The following is a 14,437-nucleotide window of genomic DNA, read 5'->3' as shown; positions in this document are numbered from 1 at the left end:
ATCGCTCGCTCACCACGTGGGACGCAGCGGGAAGTCACCGTCGTTCCCGTCGCTGGTGGTGTTCACCGCGAGCACGTGGTGCAGCTGGATCTCGTTGCGTTCGAAGGCCACCCTCGACCCGGCCATGTAGAGGCCCCAGACCCGTGCCGTTCCCTCGCCCACCTCGGCCACGCAGTCGTCCCAGTGCTCGACCAGGTTGCGGCACCACGCGGCCAGCGTCAGCGCGTAGTGCTGGCGCAGGTTCTCGGTGTGCATGACCTCGAAACCGGCGTCCTGGGCCGCGGTGACGATCGTGCCGGAGCCGATCAGCTCACCGTCGGGGAAGACGTAGCGGTCGATGAAGGCGCCGGTCTCGTGCCGCCGGTTGTGCGGGCGGGTGATGCAGTGGTTGAGCAACCGGCCGCCGGGCTTGAGGTGGTCGCGCAGGAACCCGAAGTAGGCGGGGTACTGCCGCACACCGATGTGCTCGGTGAGACCGATCGAGCTGATCGCGTCGAAACCGGTCTCGAGGACCTCGCGATAGTCGCTGTGGCGCACCTCGGCCAGGTTGCCGAGCCCCTCGACGTCGATCGCCTCCTTCGCCCAGGAGGCCTGTTCCCGCGACAGGGTGACCCCGAGCGCCCGGACCCCGTAGTGCTTCGCGGCGTGCCGGACCATGCCGCCCCACCCGCAGCCCACGTCGAGCAGCCGCTGCCCCGGCCGCAGGTCGAGCTTGCGGCAGATCAGGTCGTACTTCTCGGCCTGCGCCTCCTCCAGCGAGGCGTCCCGCTCGGGGTAGACCGCACAGGTGTAGGTCATCGAGGGGCCCAGCACCCGCTCGTAGAACCGGTTCGAGACGTCGTAGTGGTGCTGGATCACCCCGGCATCACGGCGACGGGAGTGGCGCAGCCCCTCGACGGTGCGGCGCCACCGGGGCAGGTGCTCCTGCGGCGGCGGTGCCGGGGGCCGCAGGTTCGACAGTCCCAGCCCGCGGAGGATCGTCACGGCCTCGGTCGCCGAGGGCGTGCGGAACCGCAGGTGGCTCATCAGGAGCGTCAGCGCGTCGTAGGGGTCGCCGGGGTGCACCCCGTGCACCGCCAGGTCACCGGAGACGTAGGCCCGCGCCATGCCGAGGTCGCCCGGCGCGGTGAGCAGGTAGGCCAGCCCGCGCTGGTGGCGCAGTTCGAGGCCGATGCTCGCGTCCGGTGGCCCCGCGCTGCTGCCGTCGTACGCCGTGAAGCGCACGGGCAGTCCGTCGCGCAGCAGCGACTCGACGGCCTCACCGATGGAGATGGTGGGTCGCTCGAGGATGGTCATCGTCTCTTCACCGCCTTGTCGTAGAGGCTGGTCAGCCGGTCGTCGGGGTCGTAGCGGGCCTTCACGGCGGCCAGGTGCGCGCCGCCGTAGAGCCGGTCGAAGGTGGCTCGGTCGTAGAACGCCTCGGAGTAGAGCGACTTGTGTCCGCCGAGCTCGTGCACCCGCTGCTCGATGGCCCGGTTGCGGGGCGCGTCGACGGCGTCGGGGCCGACGTGGACGGTGCCCCAGAAGCCGACGTTCACATAGACCTCACCGGGGGCGAGCGGGTAGCCGGGCCAGGGCCGCCGGGCGACCAGCGGGCACAGCCACACCGGTCGCATGCCGACCTCGTCGTCGAACCAGCCGAGGAACTCCGGCAGCCGGTCGAGCGGCACCTCGACGTCCTGGATCACGCGCTCGCGCAGGGGCCGGCCGGCGCGGCGGTCGAGCCGGTCGGCGATGCCGAACCGGCGGTCCAGCCCGACCAGCCGGTGGTAGACGTCGGAGCGGCGCCAGCGGCGCGGCCAGGCTCGGCGGACCAGGGGGTGCTGGACCCCGAAGGCGCCGGAGCACCAGAACCAGTCGGTGTCCCATCGCCACAGGTAGTCGTAGGTGGTGAGGAGGTCGGTCGACCGCTCCCTGATGCTCCGGTAGTAGATCAGCTCACCGGTGTAGTCGCTGGTCGGGCCCGGGTCGTGCCGCCAGGCGGCCAGCGTCAGATAGACCTCGTCGGGCGCGAACGCGACGCCGTCGAGTCCGTCGACCCGGACGCCGTCGAGCGCCCCGGTGCGCACGATCTCCTCGACGGTCTTGACCAGCAGGTGCGGCTCGACGCGGACGTGGCGCAGCGCGACGTACGACGGCACCCGCTCGAGCTCGATGCGCAGCCGGGTGGCGTAGCCCAGGGAGCCGTAGGAGTTGGGGAAGGCGTCGAACAGGTCGTCTCCGGGACGGCAGGTGACCACCTCACCGGCACCGGTGAAGACGTCCATCTCGAGCACCGACTCGTGGGGCAGTCCGTTGCGGAAGCTGGTCGACTCGATGCCCAGGCCGGCGACCGCCCCGCCGAGGGTGATCGTGCGCAGCTGCGGGACCACGAGCGGGACGAGCCCGTGCGGCAGCGTGGCGTCGACGAGGTCCTCGTAGGTGCACATGCCCTGCACCTCGGCGGTGCGGGAGTCGGGGTCGATCTCGATGACGCCGCCGAGCCCGGAGACGTCGAGCCCGGGGGTGTCCACCGAGGCGCGGGGGCGGAACAGGTTGGAGGTCCGCTTGGCGAGGCGCACCGGGACGTCGGCGGGAAGCGCGGCGTACGACGCGCGCAGCCTCTCCACGGCTGCGCGATGCTCCGCCCAGGCGCTCTCGCGAGTCACGGCGCTCAACCTACTCCCGGTGCATGTCGGTGTGGTTAACCATTTTCGGAGGCCCTCCCACATTCGACCAGGGCATGGAGCTTCCCGGCTCGGGGAATCGAGCCGGGAGGGGAGGAAGGACGAATCGACCGGTGAGTTCGGAGACGTTGTTCAAGGGGGCGCCGAGGGAGGCGCCGCGGGGAGCATGGCGGGAAGTCCTGCGGCACTGGCTGGCGGAGCATCCGCGGGTCACGCTGGCTGCGAAGACCGCCATCGCGGCAGGTATCGCCTGGATCGCGGTGCGACAGGCGGGCGGCTGGCTGGCCGACTATCCGTACTACGCCCCGCTGGGCGCCGTGGTGGCGGTGACCAACACCGTGGCCCGGTCGCTGCGCGAGGGAGGTCAGGCGGTCACAGCGATCCTGCTCGGCGCCTCGCTCGCCTTCTCGGTGCGGCTGCTCGACCTGCCGGTGGTGGTGTCGCTGGCGGTCGTCGTAGGGGCCGGCACGCTGCTGGCGGGCCTACCGTTCCTGCGCTCGATGGGCAGCTGGGTCCCGGTGTCGGGGCTGTTCGTGCTGCTGGTCGGGGGCAGCGACCCGGTGCACTACCCGCTTGCCTATCTCGGGCTGACCGCCCTGGGCGGGGCGATCGGGCTGGCGGTGAACCTGCTCTTCCCGCCGCTGCCGCTGCTGCGCACCGAGCGCACCGAGCAACGGATGCGGTCGCTGCTCGCCGAGCAGCTCGACGCACTGGCCGACGGCCTGCTCTGCGAGGAGGAGCTCACCGACGCCGACTGGGCTCGGCGGCGCCGCGACCTGCTGCCCGGCGTGCGCAAGCTCGAGGAGGTCATCGGAGAGCTGAGCGAGTCCCGGCACGGAAACTGGCGGGTCCAGCGCTGGCAGGACGAGACCGACCAGCACCACGCCCAGGCCCGGGCCCTGCAGCAGCTCTCGCTGCTGGTCGAGGACGTCTCGTCGCTGGTGACGGCGCGCGGCCACCTGCTGCGCACCTGCGGGGAGGGCGGGCCCTCCCTCCAGGAGCCGGCGGGGCACGCCCTGCAGGAGACCGCGGCACTGCTCCGCTCGCTGGACGGACCGACCGCCGAGCCGGAGCCGCTGCTCGCCGCTGACTCCGCGGTGCAGCGGCTTGCGACCGCGATCCGCGAGCAGGACGCCGGCTCGCGCCGTGACGGCTTCGCCGCCGCCTCCATCGTCACCTCGATCCGACGCGCGCTCGCCTCACTGGCCCCCGAGGAACTCGTCGACCGCGTGCCGTCGAACTGGTAGCGCGGCCGGCCCGGCAATGACTCAGGTCGTGACGGTGCCGGTCACGGTGCCCCGGGGGGCACCGAGGTGCACGACCACACCGGGGCCGCCGAGGTCGCGCAGCGCGGCGAGGTCGGCATCGGTGAGCGCCGAGCGCTCCCCCAGCACGACCGCGGCCTCGAGGCCCTTGGCGCCGGAGGCGAACGCCATGCCGATGCACAGCTGCACCGCCGAGACCTGCAGCGAGGGGAGGTCGACGGTGGCCGCGGCATAGGTGCGCCCGTCGGCGTCGCGCACCGCGGCACCCTCGGCCGTGCCGGTGCGGGCCCGGGTGGCGCGTGCGAGCGTGACCAGCTTGCGGTCCTCCGCCGACAGCTCGGCCGGCGCGGCAGGTGCGGACTCAGTCACGGACGGGCTCCTCGACAGGTCCGGTGGCGTCGGACCGGTTGGTGTCGGCGTCGCCGGCATCCGTGCCGGCCGCTTCCACCACCCGGCGGATCAGGACGGTGCCGACCTTGTTGCGGCGCCCCGACGGCCCCTCCGCCTCGAACCGCAGGCCGTGCGCCTCGACCGCCGAGCCGGGGATCGGCACCCGGCCGAGGTGCTTGGCCATCAGGCCGCCGACGCTGTCGACGTCCTCCTCGTCGACGTCGAAGCCGAACAGCTCGTCGAGGTCGTCGATCGGGTAGCGCGACGAGACCCGAGCGGTGTCGTCGTCGATCTGCACGACGGCGACCTGCTCCTCGTCGTACTCGTCGGTGATCTCGCCGACGATCTCCTCCAGCACGTCCTCGATCGTGACCAAACCCGCCGTGCCGCCGTACTCGTCGACGACGACGGCGATGTGCTGCCGCTTCGCCTGCATCTCGCGCAGCAGCTCGTCGACCGGCTTGGACTCGGGCACGAAGTATGCCGGCCGCATGACCTCGTCGATGTGCTGGGTGAACTCGACGTCGGGGGCCTCGAAGTCACGGCGCACGATGTCCTTGAGGTAGGCGAAGCCGACCACGTCGTCGAGGTTGTCGTCGATCACCGGCACCCGGGAGAAGCCACTGCGCAGGAACAGCGAGAGCGTCTGGCGCAGGTTCTTGTAGCGCTCGATGTAGACCACGTCGTTGCGCGGCACCATCACCTCGCGGGCGATGGTGTCGCCGAGCTCGAAGACCGAGTGGATCATCCGGCGCTCGTCGGACTCGATCACCGCGGACGCCTCGGCGAAGTCGACCATCTCGCGCAGCTCGGTCTCGGTGGAGAACGGACCCTCACGGAATCCCGGCCCCGGCGTGATCGCGTTGCCGACCAGGATCAACAGCTTCGGCAGCGGGCCCAGCACGCGCGTCATCGCGGCCAGCGGCGCCGCCGAGGCGAGCGCCACCGTCTCGGAGTGCTGACGGCCCAGGGTGCGCGGCGCGACCCCGACCACGACGAACGAGACCACCAGCATCGCGCCGACCGTGGTGAGCAGGCTGGGCCACCAACGGTCGGAGTACCAGTCCTCGACCTGGAGCGCGAGGACCACGATCGCGGAGACCTCGCACAGCAACCGCAGGAACAGCGCGGTGTTGAGGTAGCGCGGCGGGTCGTCGAGCAGGGTCAACAGCCGGGTCGACCCGGCCCGTCCCTCGGCCTTCAGCTCTTCGGCCCGCGCATGGGAGAACGACGCCAGCGCGGCCTCGGCGGCCGAGAACAGCCCGGCCAGCAGCACCAGCGCCGCGACGCTGGCCACCAGCCAGACCTCGAAGGCGCTCACGGTGCCGGCGTGGACGCGTCGGCGGCGTCCTCGTCGCCGGCGCGCGAGCGCCAGGCGGTGAGCAGCTGATCCTGCAGGCCGAACATCTCGCGGTGCTCCTCGGGCTCGGCGTGGTCGTAGCCGAGCAGGTGCAGGATGCCGTGCACGGTCAGCAGCTCGATCTCGGCCTCGCGGCCGTGGCCGGCCGTCTCGCCCTGACGGCCGGCGATCTCGGGACACAGCACCAGGTCGCCGAGCACCCCCTCCTCGGGGTCCTCGTCGACCAGGCCGGGCCGCAGCTCGTCCATCGGGAAGGCCAGCACGTCGGTGGGGCCCTCCTTGTCCATCCACTGCTCGTTGAGCTCGGCGATGGTGGCCTCGTCGACGGCCTTGATGCACAGCTCGGCCATCGGGTGCACCCGCATCCGGTCCATCACGAACCGGCTCAGCTCGGCGAGCCGGCGCACGTCGAGCTCGAGGCCCGACTCGTTGAGGATCTCGATGCTCACGAGCCCTGCCCCTGGTGGGGACGCTGGGAGCGCGCCCGGGCCGGGTGAGCGGGCGCCTCGGTCTGGGTCACCGCGTCCCACGCGTCGTACGCCGCGACGATCCGGCCGACCAGCTTGTGGCGGACCACGTCGTGGCTGGTGAGCCGGTTGAACACGACGTCCTCGACGCCGTCGAGGATGCCCTCGACCACGCGCAGACCGGACTTGGTGCCGTTCGGGAGGTCGACCTGGGTGACGTCGCCGGTGACCACGATCTTGGAGCCGAAGCCGAGCCGGGTGAGGAACATCTTCATCTGCTCCGGCGAGGTGTTCTGCGCCTCGTCGAGGATGATGAACGCGTCGTTGAGGGTGCGCCCTCGCATGTAGGCCAGCGGTGCCACCTCGATCGTGCCCGCGGCGAGCAGCTTGGGGATCGTCTCGGGGTCGATCATGTCGTGCAGCGCGTCGTAGAGCGGCCGCAGGTAGGGGTCGATCTTCTCGCTGAGCGTGCCGGGCAGGAAGCCCAGCCGCTCGCCCGCCTCGACCGCCGGCCGGGTCAGGATGATCCGGTTGACGTTCTTCGACTGCAGCGCCTGCACCGCCTTGGCCATCGCCAGGTAGGTCTTGCCGGTGCCGGCCGGGCCGATGCCGAAGGTGATCGTGTGCTTGTCGATGGAGTCGACGTAGCGCTTCTGGTTCAGCGTCTTCGGCCGGATCGAGCGGCCCCGGTTGGACAGGATGTTGAGGCTCAGCACGTCGGCGGGGCGCTCGGTCGTCTCCGCACGCAGCATCGACAGCACCCGCTCGACGGTCTCGGGCGTCACGCCCTGACCGGTGCGGATGATCGCGACCAGCTCGTCGAGCAGCCGCTCGGCCAGTGCGACCTCACCGGGGTCGCCGGAGAGCGTGATCCGGTTGCCGCGCACGTGCACGTCGGCCCCGAAGGAGCGCTCGACGATCGCGAGGTGCTCGTCGCCGGGGCCGAGCAGACTCACCATGTTGACGCTGTTGGGGACCACCACGGTGTGGCGGGTCGTGTGCTTCACGGGAGGGACGCCGGCGCCGGTCGCGGCCTGCGGCTGATCCTGGGGAGTGTCGGTCATGGAGGCCCGGGCGGGCGACCCTTCCTGGTGGGGTGCGGTTGATGACGAGTGGCTCTCAATGCTACGCACTGGCAACGATGCCTCCCACCGGGTTGTTCCGGACCGGCGGCACGCCCGCCGTGCGCCGCGTACCGTGTCGCCATGACCGGTCCTCCTGGGACTCCGCCCGGCGACCGGGAGCCCGACTTCGGCGAGGACTGGGACTGGGAGCGTGACGGCGACTTCCACGACCCGGGGCTCGAGCCGGCCTGGTTCCCCGGCTCGCACCTGCCGGCGCACGCCCGCCGGTCGGGGTTGACCCACCACACGCAGGAGGGAGCCCTGCTGGACTTCGCGGGCGCCCTCGACCCTGGCAAGCGACTGCACCGGCTCACCGCCTGGGTGCTGCTCGGGGTCTTCGCGCTCCCGGTGCTCGGCGACCTCGCCCGGGTCGTGGGCGCCGTGCTCGGCGGGTGAGGCTGCAGAACGCTCCGGCTCAGCCGGGCGGCCAGGTCATCGGCCGACCGGCCAGCACGTGCAGGTGGGTGTGGAAGACGGTCTGGCCGACGCCGGCGCCGGTGTTGAAGACCAGCCGGTAGTCCTCGTGGCCGTCAAGGCGGGCGATCTCCGCGGCCGCGGCGACCAGCGCCGCCATCGCCGCCGGGTCCGCGCCGGCCGTGGCGGCGGCGTGGGGATGGTGGGCCCGCGGCACCACGAGGACGTGCGTGGGGGCCTGGGGGTTGATGTCGCGGAACGCGAGCACCTGCTCGGTCTCGAGCACCACGTCGGCGGGCACCTCACCGGCGACGATCTTGCAGAACAGACAGTCGTCCTCGCGGGCTCCGGGCGGGCTGGTCGGGGGCATCTGGTCTCCTCGGGTCGGTGTGCCTGGTGAGGTCAAGCATCACGGTTCGGTCTCGCTCGGGCGCCGGCCTCAACCGGGCGCGGGCGCCGCACGTCCCACCGTGCGACCCATGCAACCGCACCAGCCCCGACGCCCGCGACCTGCCCCACGCGCCGTTTGTCTCCCCGACACGCGCGGCCGGGTGGTGGAGTCGGCGTCCGCATCCCCCAAGGATGGAGCCATGACCGTCAGAAGCCGCACCGTCTCACTCGCCCTCACCGCCATGCTGGCGCTCGCCGCAGTCAGCGGGTGCGGCGAGGACGACTCGCGCGCGGAGGACCCGACGCCCGTGAACGGCGGCAGCAGCGGCGCCGCCGACCCGGGCCAGGGCGCCGACCCGAGCGAGGACCCCACGGCCGACGACCCCGCGAGCTCGGACGACCCGGGCACGGAACAGACGACCGTGCCGGTCTACCTGCTCGGCGACACCCCGATCGGTCCCCGCCTGTTCCGCGAGTTCCACCGGGTCGGCGCCGACGACCCGCTGGCCCGAGCGGCGGCCGTCGTGACGTCGGGCGACCCGATCGACCCCGACTACCGCAGCCCGTTCCCCGCCGGCGGTGAGCTCGCCGCGGTGACCTACGACGGCGGCGAGCTGGTCGTGGAGCTGCCGGACGCGTCCTGGACCGAGCGGCCGGCGGGGATGAGCCGCCAGGAGGCCCGGCTGGCCGTGCAGGCGCTCGTCTACACGCTGCAGGGCGTCCAGCAGGAACGCGCGCCGATGCGCACGGTGCTGGACGGCGAGCCGGCGATGCTGCTCGGTGTCGACAGCGGCAGCGGGATGCAGCAGGCGCCGCAGCTCGACGTCCTGGCGTTCGTGAACGTGACCGCCCCCGAGGAGGGCGCGACGGTCAGCGGCACCGTCCACGCCCACGGCGTCGCGAGCAGCTTCGAGGCCACGGTCCCCTGGCAGGTCCGCGACGCCTCCGGCACGGTCGTGAAGAAGGGCTTCAGCACCGCCGAGGGCTGGATGGACAAGCTCTACCCCTGGGAGACCGAGATCGACCTCTCCGGGCTCGCCCCGGGCGAGTACACCTTCGTGGCGATGACCGACGACCCGTCGGGCGGCGAGGGCGGCGGCCCCACCGAGGACACCAAGACGATCGTGGTGCAGTGACCACGGCGCCCGGCTGATCAGCCCCAGCGGGTGGTGCGGGCGAGCAGGGCGGCGGTCGCCGCCAGCCCGGCGGTGGAGGTACGCAGCACCTCGCTGCCCAGGCGTACCGGGTGGGCGCCGGCGGCGGCGAAGGCAGCGACCTCGTCGCCGGTGAGACCACCCTCGGGACCGACCACGACGACGATCCGGCCGGCCGTCGGGACCGTGAGCGCGGCGAGCGGGCCGGAGGCGTCCTCGTGCAGCACGACGGCGAGGTCGGCGCCGGCGAGCAGGGCGACCACGTCGTCGGTGCCGGCCAGCGGGTCGACCTCCGGCAGCCACGAGCGGCGCGCCTGCTTGGCCGCCTCCCGGGCGGTCGCGCGCCAGCGGGCCAGCGACTTCACCGCGCGCTCTCCCTTCCACACCGCGACCGACCGGGCCGCGGCCCACGGCACGATGCGGGCGACACCGACCTCGGTGAGCACCTCGACCGCGAGCTCCCCGCGGTCGCCCTTGGGCAGGGCCTGGACGACCACGACCTCCGGCGCCGGGGCGGCGTCGACGGACACCTCGACGGCCCGGCCGGTGAAGACCCGCTTGCCGGTGGCGGTGACCTCGCAGCGCGCCGACGTGCCGGCACCGTCGGTCAGCACCACCTGCTCGCCGACCCGCAGCCGGCGCACGGCGACGGCGTGGTGGGCCTCGTCGCCCTCGACGCTCACCGGGTCGCCGACGGCGACACCGGCCAGCGACGGGACCAGATGCACGGGCAGGGACATGGCGGCTCCGCTCGGCGGCTGCCGGCTCAGTGTCCGTTCAGCGCGTCGCGCAGCCGGCCGAACACCGACTTCGAGCCCGGCTTGACCTGACCGTCGGGCTGCTCCTCGCCGCGCAGGGCGGCGAGCTCGCGCAGCAGCTCCTCCTGGCGGGCGTCGAGCCGGGTCGGGGTCTCGACGGCGATGGTGACCACCAGGTCGCCGCGGCCACCACGCAGTCCGGGGACGCCGCGGCCACGCAGCACCTGCTGGGTGCCGGACTGGGTGCCGGGGCGGACCTCCAGCTCGAAGGAGGTCTCGAGCGCGGCATCGGGCGTGCCGCCGCCTTCGGCGGTCGCCGCGGCCACGTCGGCCTCGAGCGTCGGCATGGTCAGCGTGGTGCCGAGGGCGGCCGCCGACATCGGCAGCGCCACCATGCAGTGCAGGTCGTTGCCCTGCCGGGTGAAGGTGGGGTGCTCGGCGACGTGGATCTCCACGTAGAGGTCACCGGCGGGCCCGCCGCCGGGGCCCACCTCGCCCTGCTCGGCGAGCTGGACCCGGGTGCCGGTGTCGACGCCGGCCGGGATCTTGACCGTCAGGTTGCGCCGTGAGCGCACCCGGCCGTCGCCGGAGCACTCCCGGCAGGGCTCGGGGATCACCGAGCCGAAGCCGCGACAGGCCGGGCAGGGCCGCAGGGTGCGGATCTCGCCGAGGAACGAGCGCTGCACCTGGGCCACCTCGCCGGCCCCACGGCAGGTCTCGCACGGCACCGGGTGAGTGCCGGGCGCGGCCCCCTCGCCGTGACAGGTGGTGCACAGCACCGCGGTGTCGACCTTGAGCTCGCGGGTCACGCCGAAGGCGGCCTCGGCGAGGTCGACCTCGAGCCGGATCAGGGCGTCCTGGCCGCGGCGTACCCTCGGCCGGGGACCGCGTCCGGACGCCGCGCCGCCGGCCGAGCCACCGAAGAAGGCGTCCATGATGTCGGTGAAGGAGAACCCGGCCCCCTGACCGAAGCCGCCGGCGCCGCCGAACGGGTCGCCGCCGCGGTCGTAGGCGGCCCGCTTCTGCGGGTCGGAGAGCACCTCGTAGGCGCGGGTGACCTCCTTGAACTTCTCCTGCGTCTCCGGGTCGGGGTTGACGTCGGGGTGCAGCTTGCGGGCCAGGCGCCGGTAGGCCTTCTTGATCGTGTCGGCGTCCGCGTCGCGGGCGACTCCGAGGAGGTCGTACAGGTCCTGGCTCACGAATGGGTCCTTCTGCGGTGTCGGTGCGGGGAGATCGGCGGGAGAGCGCGTGGGGCGCGAGCGGGTGGGACTCAGCCCTCGTCGAGGATGCGCGAGACGTAGCGGGCGACGGCGCGCACCGCGGCCATGGTGCCGGGGTAGTCCATGCGGGTCGGCCCGACGATGCCGAGCGTGGCCAGCGCCTCGTCCCGGGGACCGTACCCGGTGGCCACGACGCTGGTCGACGAGAGCTGCTCGTAGGGGCCCTCTCGACCGATCCGCACGGTCACGGCGCCGCCGGTCTGGGCCTCGCCGAGGAGCTTGAGCAGCACGACGTGCTCCTCGAGCGCCTCGAGCAGCGGCCGCACCGCGGAGTCGAAGCTGTCGCCGTAGCGCGCCAGGTTGGCGGCGCCGCCGACGGCGATCCGCTCGTCGGAGCGGTGGTCCTCCATCGCGTCGACGAGGACCTCGACCACCGACCTCATGGTGTCGCCGTCGACCGGTGGCACGATGTCGCGCAGGGCCTGGGCGGCCGCGGCGATGGTCTGGCCCATGGCTGCCCGGTTGACCCGGCTGCGCAGGTCGGAGAGCTCGTCCTCGGTGATCTCGCCGGCCAGCTCGACCAGGCGCTGCTCGACCCGACCGGTGCTGAGGATGAGCACGGCGAGCAGCCGGTTGGGACTGAGCAGCACCAGCTCGATGTGGCGCACCGTGGAGCGCGAGAGGGTGGGGTACTGCACGACGGCGACCTGCCGGGTCAGCTGCGAGAGCAGGCGCACCGAGCGGTTGACCACGTCGTCGAGGTCGACGGCGCCCTCGAGGAAGGTCGAGATCGCGCGCTTCTCGGCGGTGGTCATCGCCTTGACGGTGGTGAGCCGGTCGACGAACAGGCGGTAGCCCTTGTCGGTCGGGACCCGTCCGGCGCTGGTGTGCGGCTGGGTGATGTAGCCCTCGTCCTCGAGCACCGCCATGTCGTTGCGGACCGTGGCCGGGGAGACCCCCAGCCGGTGCCGCTCGACCAGCGCCTTGGAGCCGACCGGCTCCTCGGTCGAGACATAGTCCTCGACGATGGCGCGGAGCACCGCGAGCTTGCGGTCTTCCTGCACTTCTCGCCTCCTCACCCTCGGTCCGGCCGGGTGCCCTGGCACTCAGTGGCACTGAGTGCCAATGCTACTAGCCTGAGCGTATGCCTGACCCCAGCGACCTGTCCCAGCGTGCCCCCGCCCCCGACTCGGGCTTCCACGAGGTCGCCGACCGGATCTGGGTGGCCCGCTACGCCTGGTGGGACGTCAACGTGACGGCGATCGGGGGCAGCGACGGCCTGCTGGTCGTCGACACGCACTCCTCGGCGGCAGCCGCCCGCCGGGTGGTCGACGACGTACGCGGACTCGGCGCCGGCGAGGTGGTGGCGCTGGTGAACACCCACGAGCACTTCGACCACGTCTTCGGCAACGGCACCTTCCGGGCGGCGTACGGCGACGTGCCGATCCACGCCCACGAGGTCGCGGCCGCGAACACCGTGCCGTCGGGGCTGCGTGACCGCGAGCAGCTCTATGGCGACCCGGCGGACCCGCACCACGACGAGGTGTTCGCCACCGAGATCGTCCCCGCCGACCACACCTTCTCCTCCGCGCTCGCCCTCGACCTCGGCGACCGGTTCGTCGAGCTGGTGCATCCGGGCCGCGGTCACACCGAGGGCGACCTGATCGTGCGCGTGCCGGACGCCGACGTGCTGCTGGCCGGCGACCTGGTCGAGGAGACGGCCACCGACGGCGTGGCCGTGCCGGGCCTCGGCGACGACTGCTTCCCGATGGACTGGCCGCTGAGCCTCGACGTCGTGCTGGCGCTCACCACCGACTCCAGCGTGGTGGTGCCGGGCCACGGCGCCCCGGTCGGACGGGACTTCGTCGAGGAGCAGCGCGGTCTGCTCGGCGTCGTGGCCGAGACGATCCGCGACCTCGCGTCGCGGGGGGTGCAGCTCGACCAGGCCCTCGACGCCGCCGAGTGGCCCTGGCCCCAGGAGCACCTGCGGAAGGCGGTCGAGCGCGGCTACGCGCAGCTGCCCCGCTCGCAGAAGCGGCTGCCGCTGGTCTGATCCTGGCTAGGAGCTGAGCAGGTCGCCGAGCTCGGCGTCGACCAGCAGCTCCCGCGCGGCCGCCGCCTGCTCGTCGGGCACCAGCAGGCGGGTCCGGAAGGGCAGGATGCCGCCCTCGAGCGCACTCATGTGGCGGTCGGCGACGTGCACCGCGATGCCCGCCTCGCCGAGCAGTCCCTCGACCAGCGACACCAGCGCGGGGTCCTGGGTGCGCAGCAGCTCTGCCATGTCGACTCCTTCCGGGGATGCCGCTGTGAGCCTAGCCATCGGGACCGGGTCGAACCATCGGGACGGGGAGCAGCAGGAGCGGTCCGGACTCCGGTCGTGATCTCCGACGACACACGCCGACTCACCCGGGCCTTTGCGGCGATCGGACCCGATCGGTGGTCGAGCCTCCGGTGGTCGAGCTTGCCGAGACCCCCACACCCACCCACAACCCCAACCACAACCCTTGTCTCGAACACCTGTTCGGACTAGACTAGACCCATGCCCACCAGCCAGCACCCCCAACCGCACGAGATCACCGATCTCGACGCACGGGCCACGCTGGCTGCGGCCACCCAGACCATGACCACCCGCCGCGCCGCCGAAGTCACCGAAATGCGACTCGCCGCCCACTGGGCCACCCTGCACGGTGAACCGGTCCGCGAAGCCGCCGGCGAGCTCGCCGGGCTGGTCGACCCGATGACCCAACCCGGCGGCGACGGCACCCCCGAGCTCCGCGAGCACTGCATCGCCGAACTCGGCATGGCCCGCCACACCCACGCCGCCACCGCCCGAGCCCTGATCGCCGACACCCTCGACCTCCAACACCGCCTCCCGAAGACGTGGGCGGTCGTGGAAGCCCTGGCTGCGGAGCCGTGGATCGCGCGGCGGGTCGCGGTCATGACCCGCAACCTCCCCGCCGACAAGGTGGGGCTGGTCGACCGGGCGGTCGCGAAAGCGATCGGCCGGGTCGCACCCGGCAAGGTCTTCGACCTGGTCGCCGCGAAGATCATCGAGGCCGACCCCGAAGCCCACGCATCACGGCGTGAACGTGCCCGCCACGAGCGCTACGTCAAGCTCTCGAAGACCGACGAACACGGCTTCCGCCACATCATCGCCAAGGTGACCGCCGGCGACGCGGTCTGGTTCGACGCCCTGGTCGACCGGGTCGCCGACATCCTCGCCCTCGAA

Annotated in this window: 16 protein-coding genes; 5 read left to right on the top strand and 11 right to left on the bottom strand. The window is 72.5% G+C overall.

The genetic code is table 11. From position 1 onward, the window contains the following. Positions 1 to 9: 9 nt before the first annotated feature. On the bottom strand, positions 10 to 1,296 hold the full coding sequence (locus D6B71_RS15020; RefSeq protein WP_121256469.1) for a class I SAM-dependent methyltransferase: 1,287 nt from the start codon (positions 1,294 to 1,296) through the stop codon (positions 10 to 12). After that, complete coding sequence (locus D6B71_RS15015; RefSeq protein WP_240641436.1) at positions 1,293 to 2,648, bottom strand: FAD-binding oxidoreductase; 1,356 nt, start codon at positions 2,646 to 2,648, stop codon at positions 1,293 to 1,295. The genes D6B71_RS15020 and D6B71_RS15015 overlap by 4 nt, the downstream gene beginning before the upstream one ends. 131 nt (positions 2,649 to 2,779) lie before the next feature. On the opposite strand from D6B71_RS15015, the gene D6B71_RS15010 reads away from it, so the two are divergent. After that, a complete protein-coding gene (locus D6B71_RS15010) occupies positions 2,780 to 3,913 on the top strand; it encodes an aromatic acid exporter family protein (protein WP_126688288.1) in 1,134 nt (377 codons plus the stop codon). Between the two features lie 21 nt (positions 3,914 to 3,934). Here the strand turns inward: D6B71_RS15010 and D6B71_RS15005 are convergent, their stop codons facing one another. From D6B71_RS15005 to D6B71_RS14990, 4 genes are read right to left on the bottom strand one after another with little or no spacing between them, the layout of a single operon-like run. Next, positions 3,935 to 4,300 carry a cytidine/deoxycytidylate deaminase family protein gene (locus D6B71_RS15005; protein ID WP_206051789.1) on the bottom strand — a complete coding sequence of 122 codons (366 nt, stop codon included), beginning with the start codon at positions 4,298 to 4,300 and terminating at the stop codon, positions 3,935 to 3,937. Then, positions 4,293 to 5,642 carry a hemolysin family protein gene (locus tag D6B71_RS15000; protein WP_121256463.1) on the bottom strand — a complete coding sequence of 450 codons (1,350 nt, stop codon included), beginning with the start codon at positions 5,640 to 5,642 and terminating at the stop codon, positions 4,293 to 4,295. Before D6B71_RS15000 ends, D6B71_RS15005 begins: the two co-directional genes overlap by 8 nt. Next, on the bottom strand, positions 5,639 to 6,130 hold the full coding sequence (ybeY, locus tag D6B71_RS14995) for an rRNA maturation RNase YbeY (protein ID WP_121256461.1): 492 nt from the start codon (positions 6,128 to 6,130) through the stop codon (positions 5,639 to 5,641). Before ybeY ends, D6B71_RS15000 begins: the two co-directional genes overlap by 4 nt. Continuing rightward, the gene (locus D6B71_RS14990; protein WP_121256459.1) at positions 6,127 to 7,212 is read right to left on the bottom strand and encodes a PhoH family protein; all 1,086 of its coding nucleotides are present in this window, start codon (positions 7,210 to 7,212) and stop codon (positions 6,127 to 6,129) included. The genes ybeY and D6B71_RS14990 overlap by 4 nt, the downstream gene beginning before the upstream one ends. Positions 7,213 to 7,353: 141 nt before the next feature. On the opposite strand from D6B71_RS14990, the gene D6B71_RS14985 reads away from it, so the two are divergent. Beyond that, the gene (locus tag D6B71_RS14985) at positions 7,354 to 7,668 is read left to right on the top strand and encodes a hypothetical protein (RefSeq protein ID WP_121256457.1); all 315 of its coding nucleotides are present in this window, start codon (positions 7,354 to 7,356) and stop codon (positions 7,666 to 7,668) included. Positions 7,669 to 7,687: 19 nt separating this feature from the next. Here the strand turns inward: D6B71_RS14985 and D6B71_RS14980 are convergent, their stop codons facing one another. Continuing rightward, positions 7,688 to 8,056 (bottom strand): HIT domain-containing protein, encoded by a 369-nt coding sequence (locus D6B71_RS14980; protein ID WP_121256589.1) that lies wholly within the window; start codon positions 8,054 to 8,056, stop codon positions 7,688 to 7,690. Between the two features lie 220 nt (positions 8,057 to 8,276). On the opposite strand from D6B71_RS14980, the gene D6B71_RS14975 reads away from it, so the two are divergent. Then, positions 8,277 to 9,212, top strand: coding sequence for a Gmad2 immunoglobulin-like domain-containing protein (locus D6B71_RS14975; protein ID WP_164519689.1), 936 nt, complete (start codon positions 8,277 to 8,279; stop codon positions 9,210 to 9,212). A gap of 17 nt (positions 9,213 to 9,229) precedes the next feature. Here the strand turns inward: D6B71_RS14975 and D6B71_RS14970 are convergent, their stop codons facing one another. From D6B71_RS14970 to hrcA, 3 genes are all read right to left on the bottom strand, one after another. Beyond that, positions 9,230 to 9,970: a 16S rRNA (uracil(1498)-N(3))-methyltransferase gene (locus D6B71_RS14970; protein WP_121256453.1), complete on the bottom strand. Its 741-nt coding sequence runs from the start codon at positions 9,968 to 9,970 to the stop codon at positions 9,230 to 9,232. A gap of 26 nt (positions 9,971 to 9,996) precedes the next feature. Further along, positions 9,997 to 11,187, bottom strand: coding sequence for a molecular chaperone DnaJ (gene dnaJ, locus D6B71_RS14965; protein ID WP_121256451.1), 1,191 nt, complete (start codon positions 11,185 to 11,187; stop codon positions 9,997 to 9,999). A gap of 71 nt (positions 11,188 to 11,258) precedes the next feature. After that, the gene (gene hrcA / locus D6B71_RS14960; RefSeq protein ID WP_121256449.1) at positions 11,259 to 12,272 is read right to left on the bottom strand and encodes a heat-inducible transcriptional repressor HrcA; all 1,014 of its coding nucleotides are present in this window, start codon (positions 12,270 to 12,272) and stop codon (positions 11,259 to 11,261) included. An 80-nt stretch (positions 12,273 to 12,352) separates the two neighbouring features. On the opposite strand from hrcA, the gene D6B71_RS14955 reads away from it, so the two are divergent. Then, on the top strand, positions 12,353 to 13,261 hold the full coding sequence (locus D6B71_RS14955; RefSeq protein ID WP_121256447.1) for an MBL fold metallo-hydrolase: 909 nt from the start codon (positions 12,353 to 12,355) through the stop codon (positions 13,259 to 13,261). 6 nt (positions 13,262 to 13,267) lie between these two features. Here D6B71_RS14955 and D6B71_RS14950 read toward each other — a convergent pair whose 3' ends face one another. Next, positions 13,268 to 13,489, bottom strand: coding sequence for a putative signal transducing protein (locus D6B71_RS14950; RefSeq protein ID WP_121256445.1), 222 nt, complete (start codon positions 13,487 to 13,489; stop codon positions 13,268 to 13,270). Positions 13,490 to 13,747: 258 nt separating this feature from the next. Between D6B71_RS14950 and D6B71_RS14945 the strand changes: the two genes are divergently transcribed. Next, on the top strand, positions 13,748 to 14,437 hold a 690-nt coding region (locus D6B71_RS14945), incomplete at its 3' end, for a DUF222 domain-containing protein (RefSeq protein WP_240641435.1).

The sequence above is a fragment of the Nocardioides ferulae genome (assembly GCF_003660455.1).
Taxonomy (GTDB): Bacteria; Actinomycetota; Actinomycetes; order Propionibacteriales; family Nocardioidaceae; genus Nocardioides; species Nocardioides ferulae.
The sequence above is the reverse complement of the archived record's forward strand: the minus strand, read 5'-3'. Positions and strand labels throughout refer to the sequence as shown.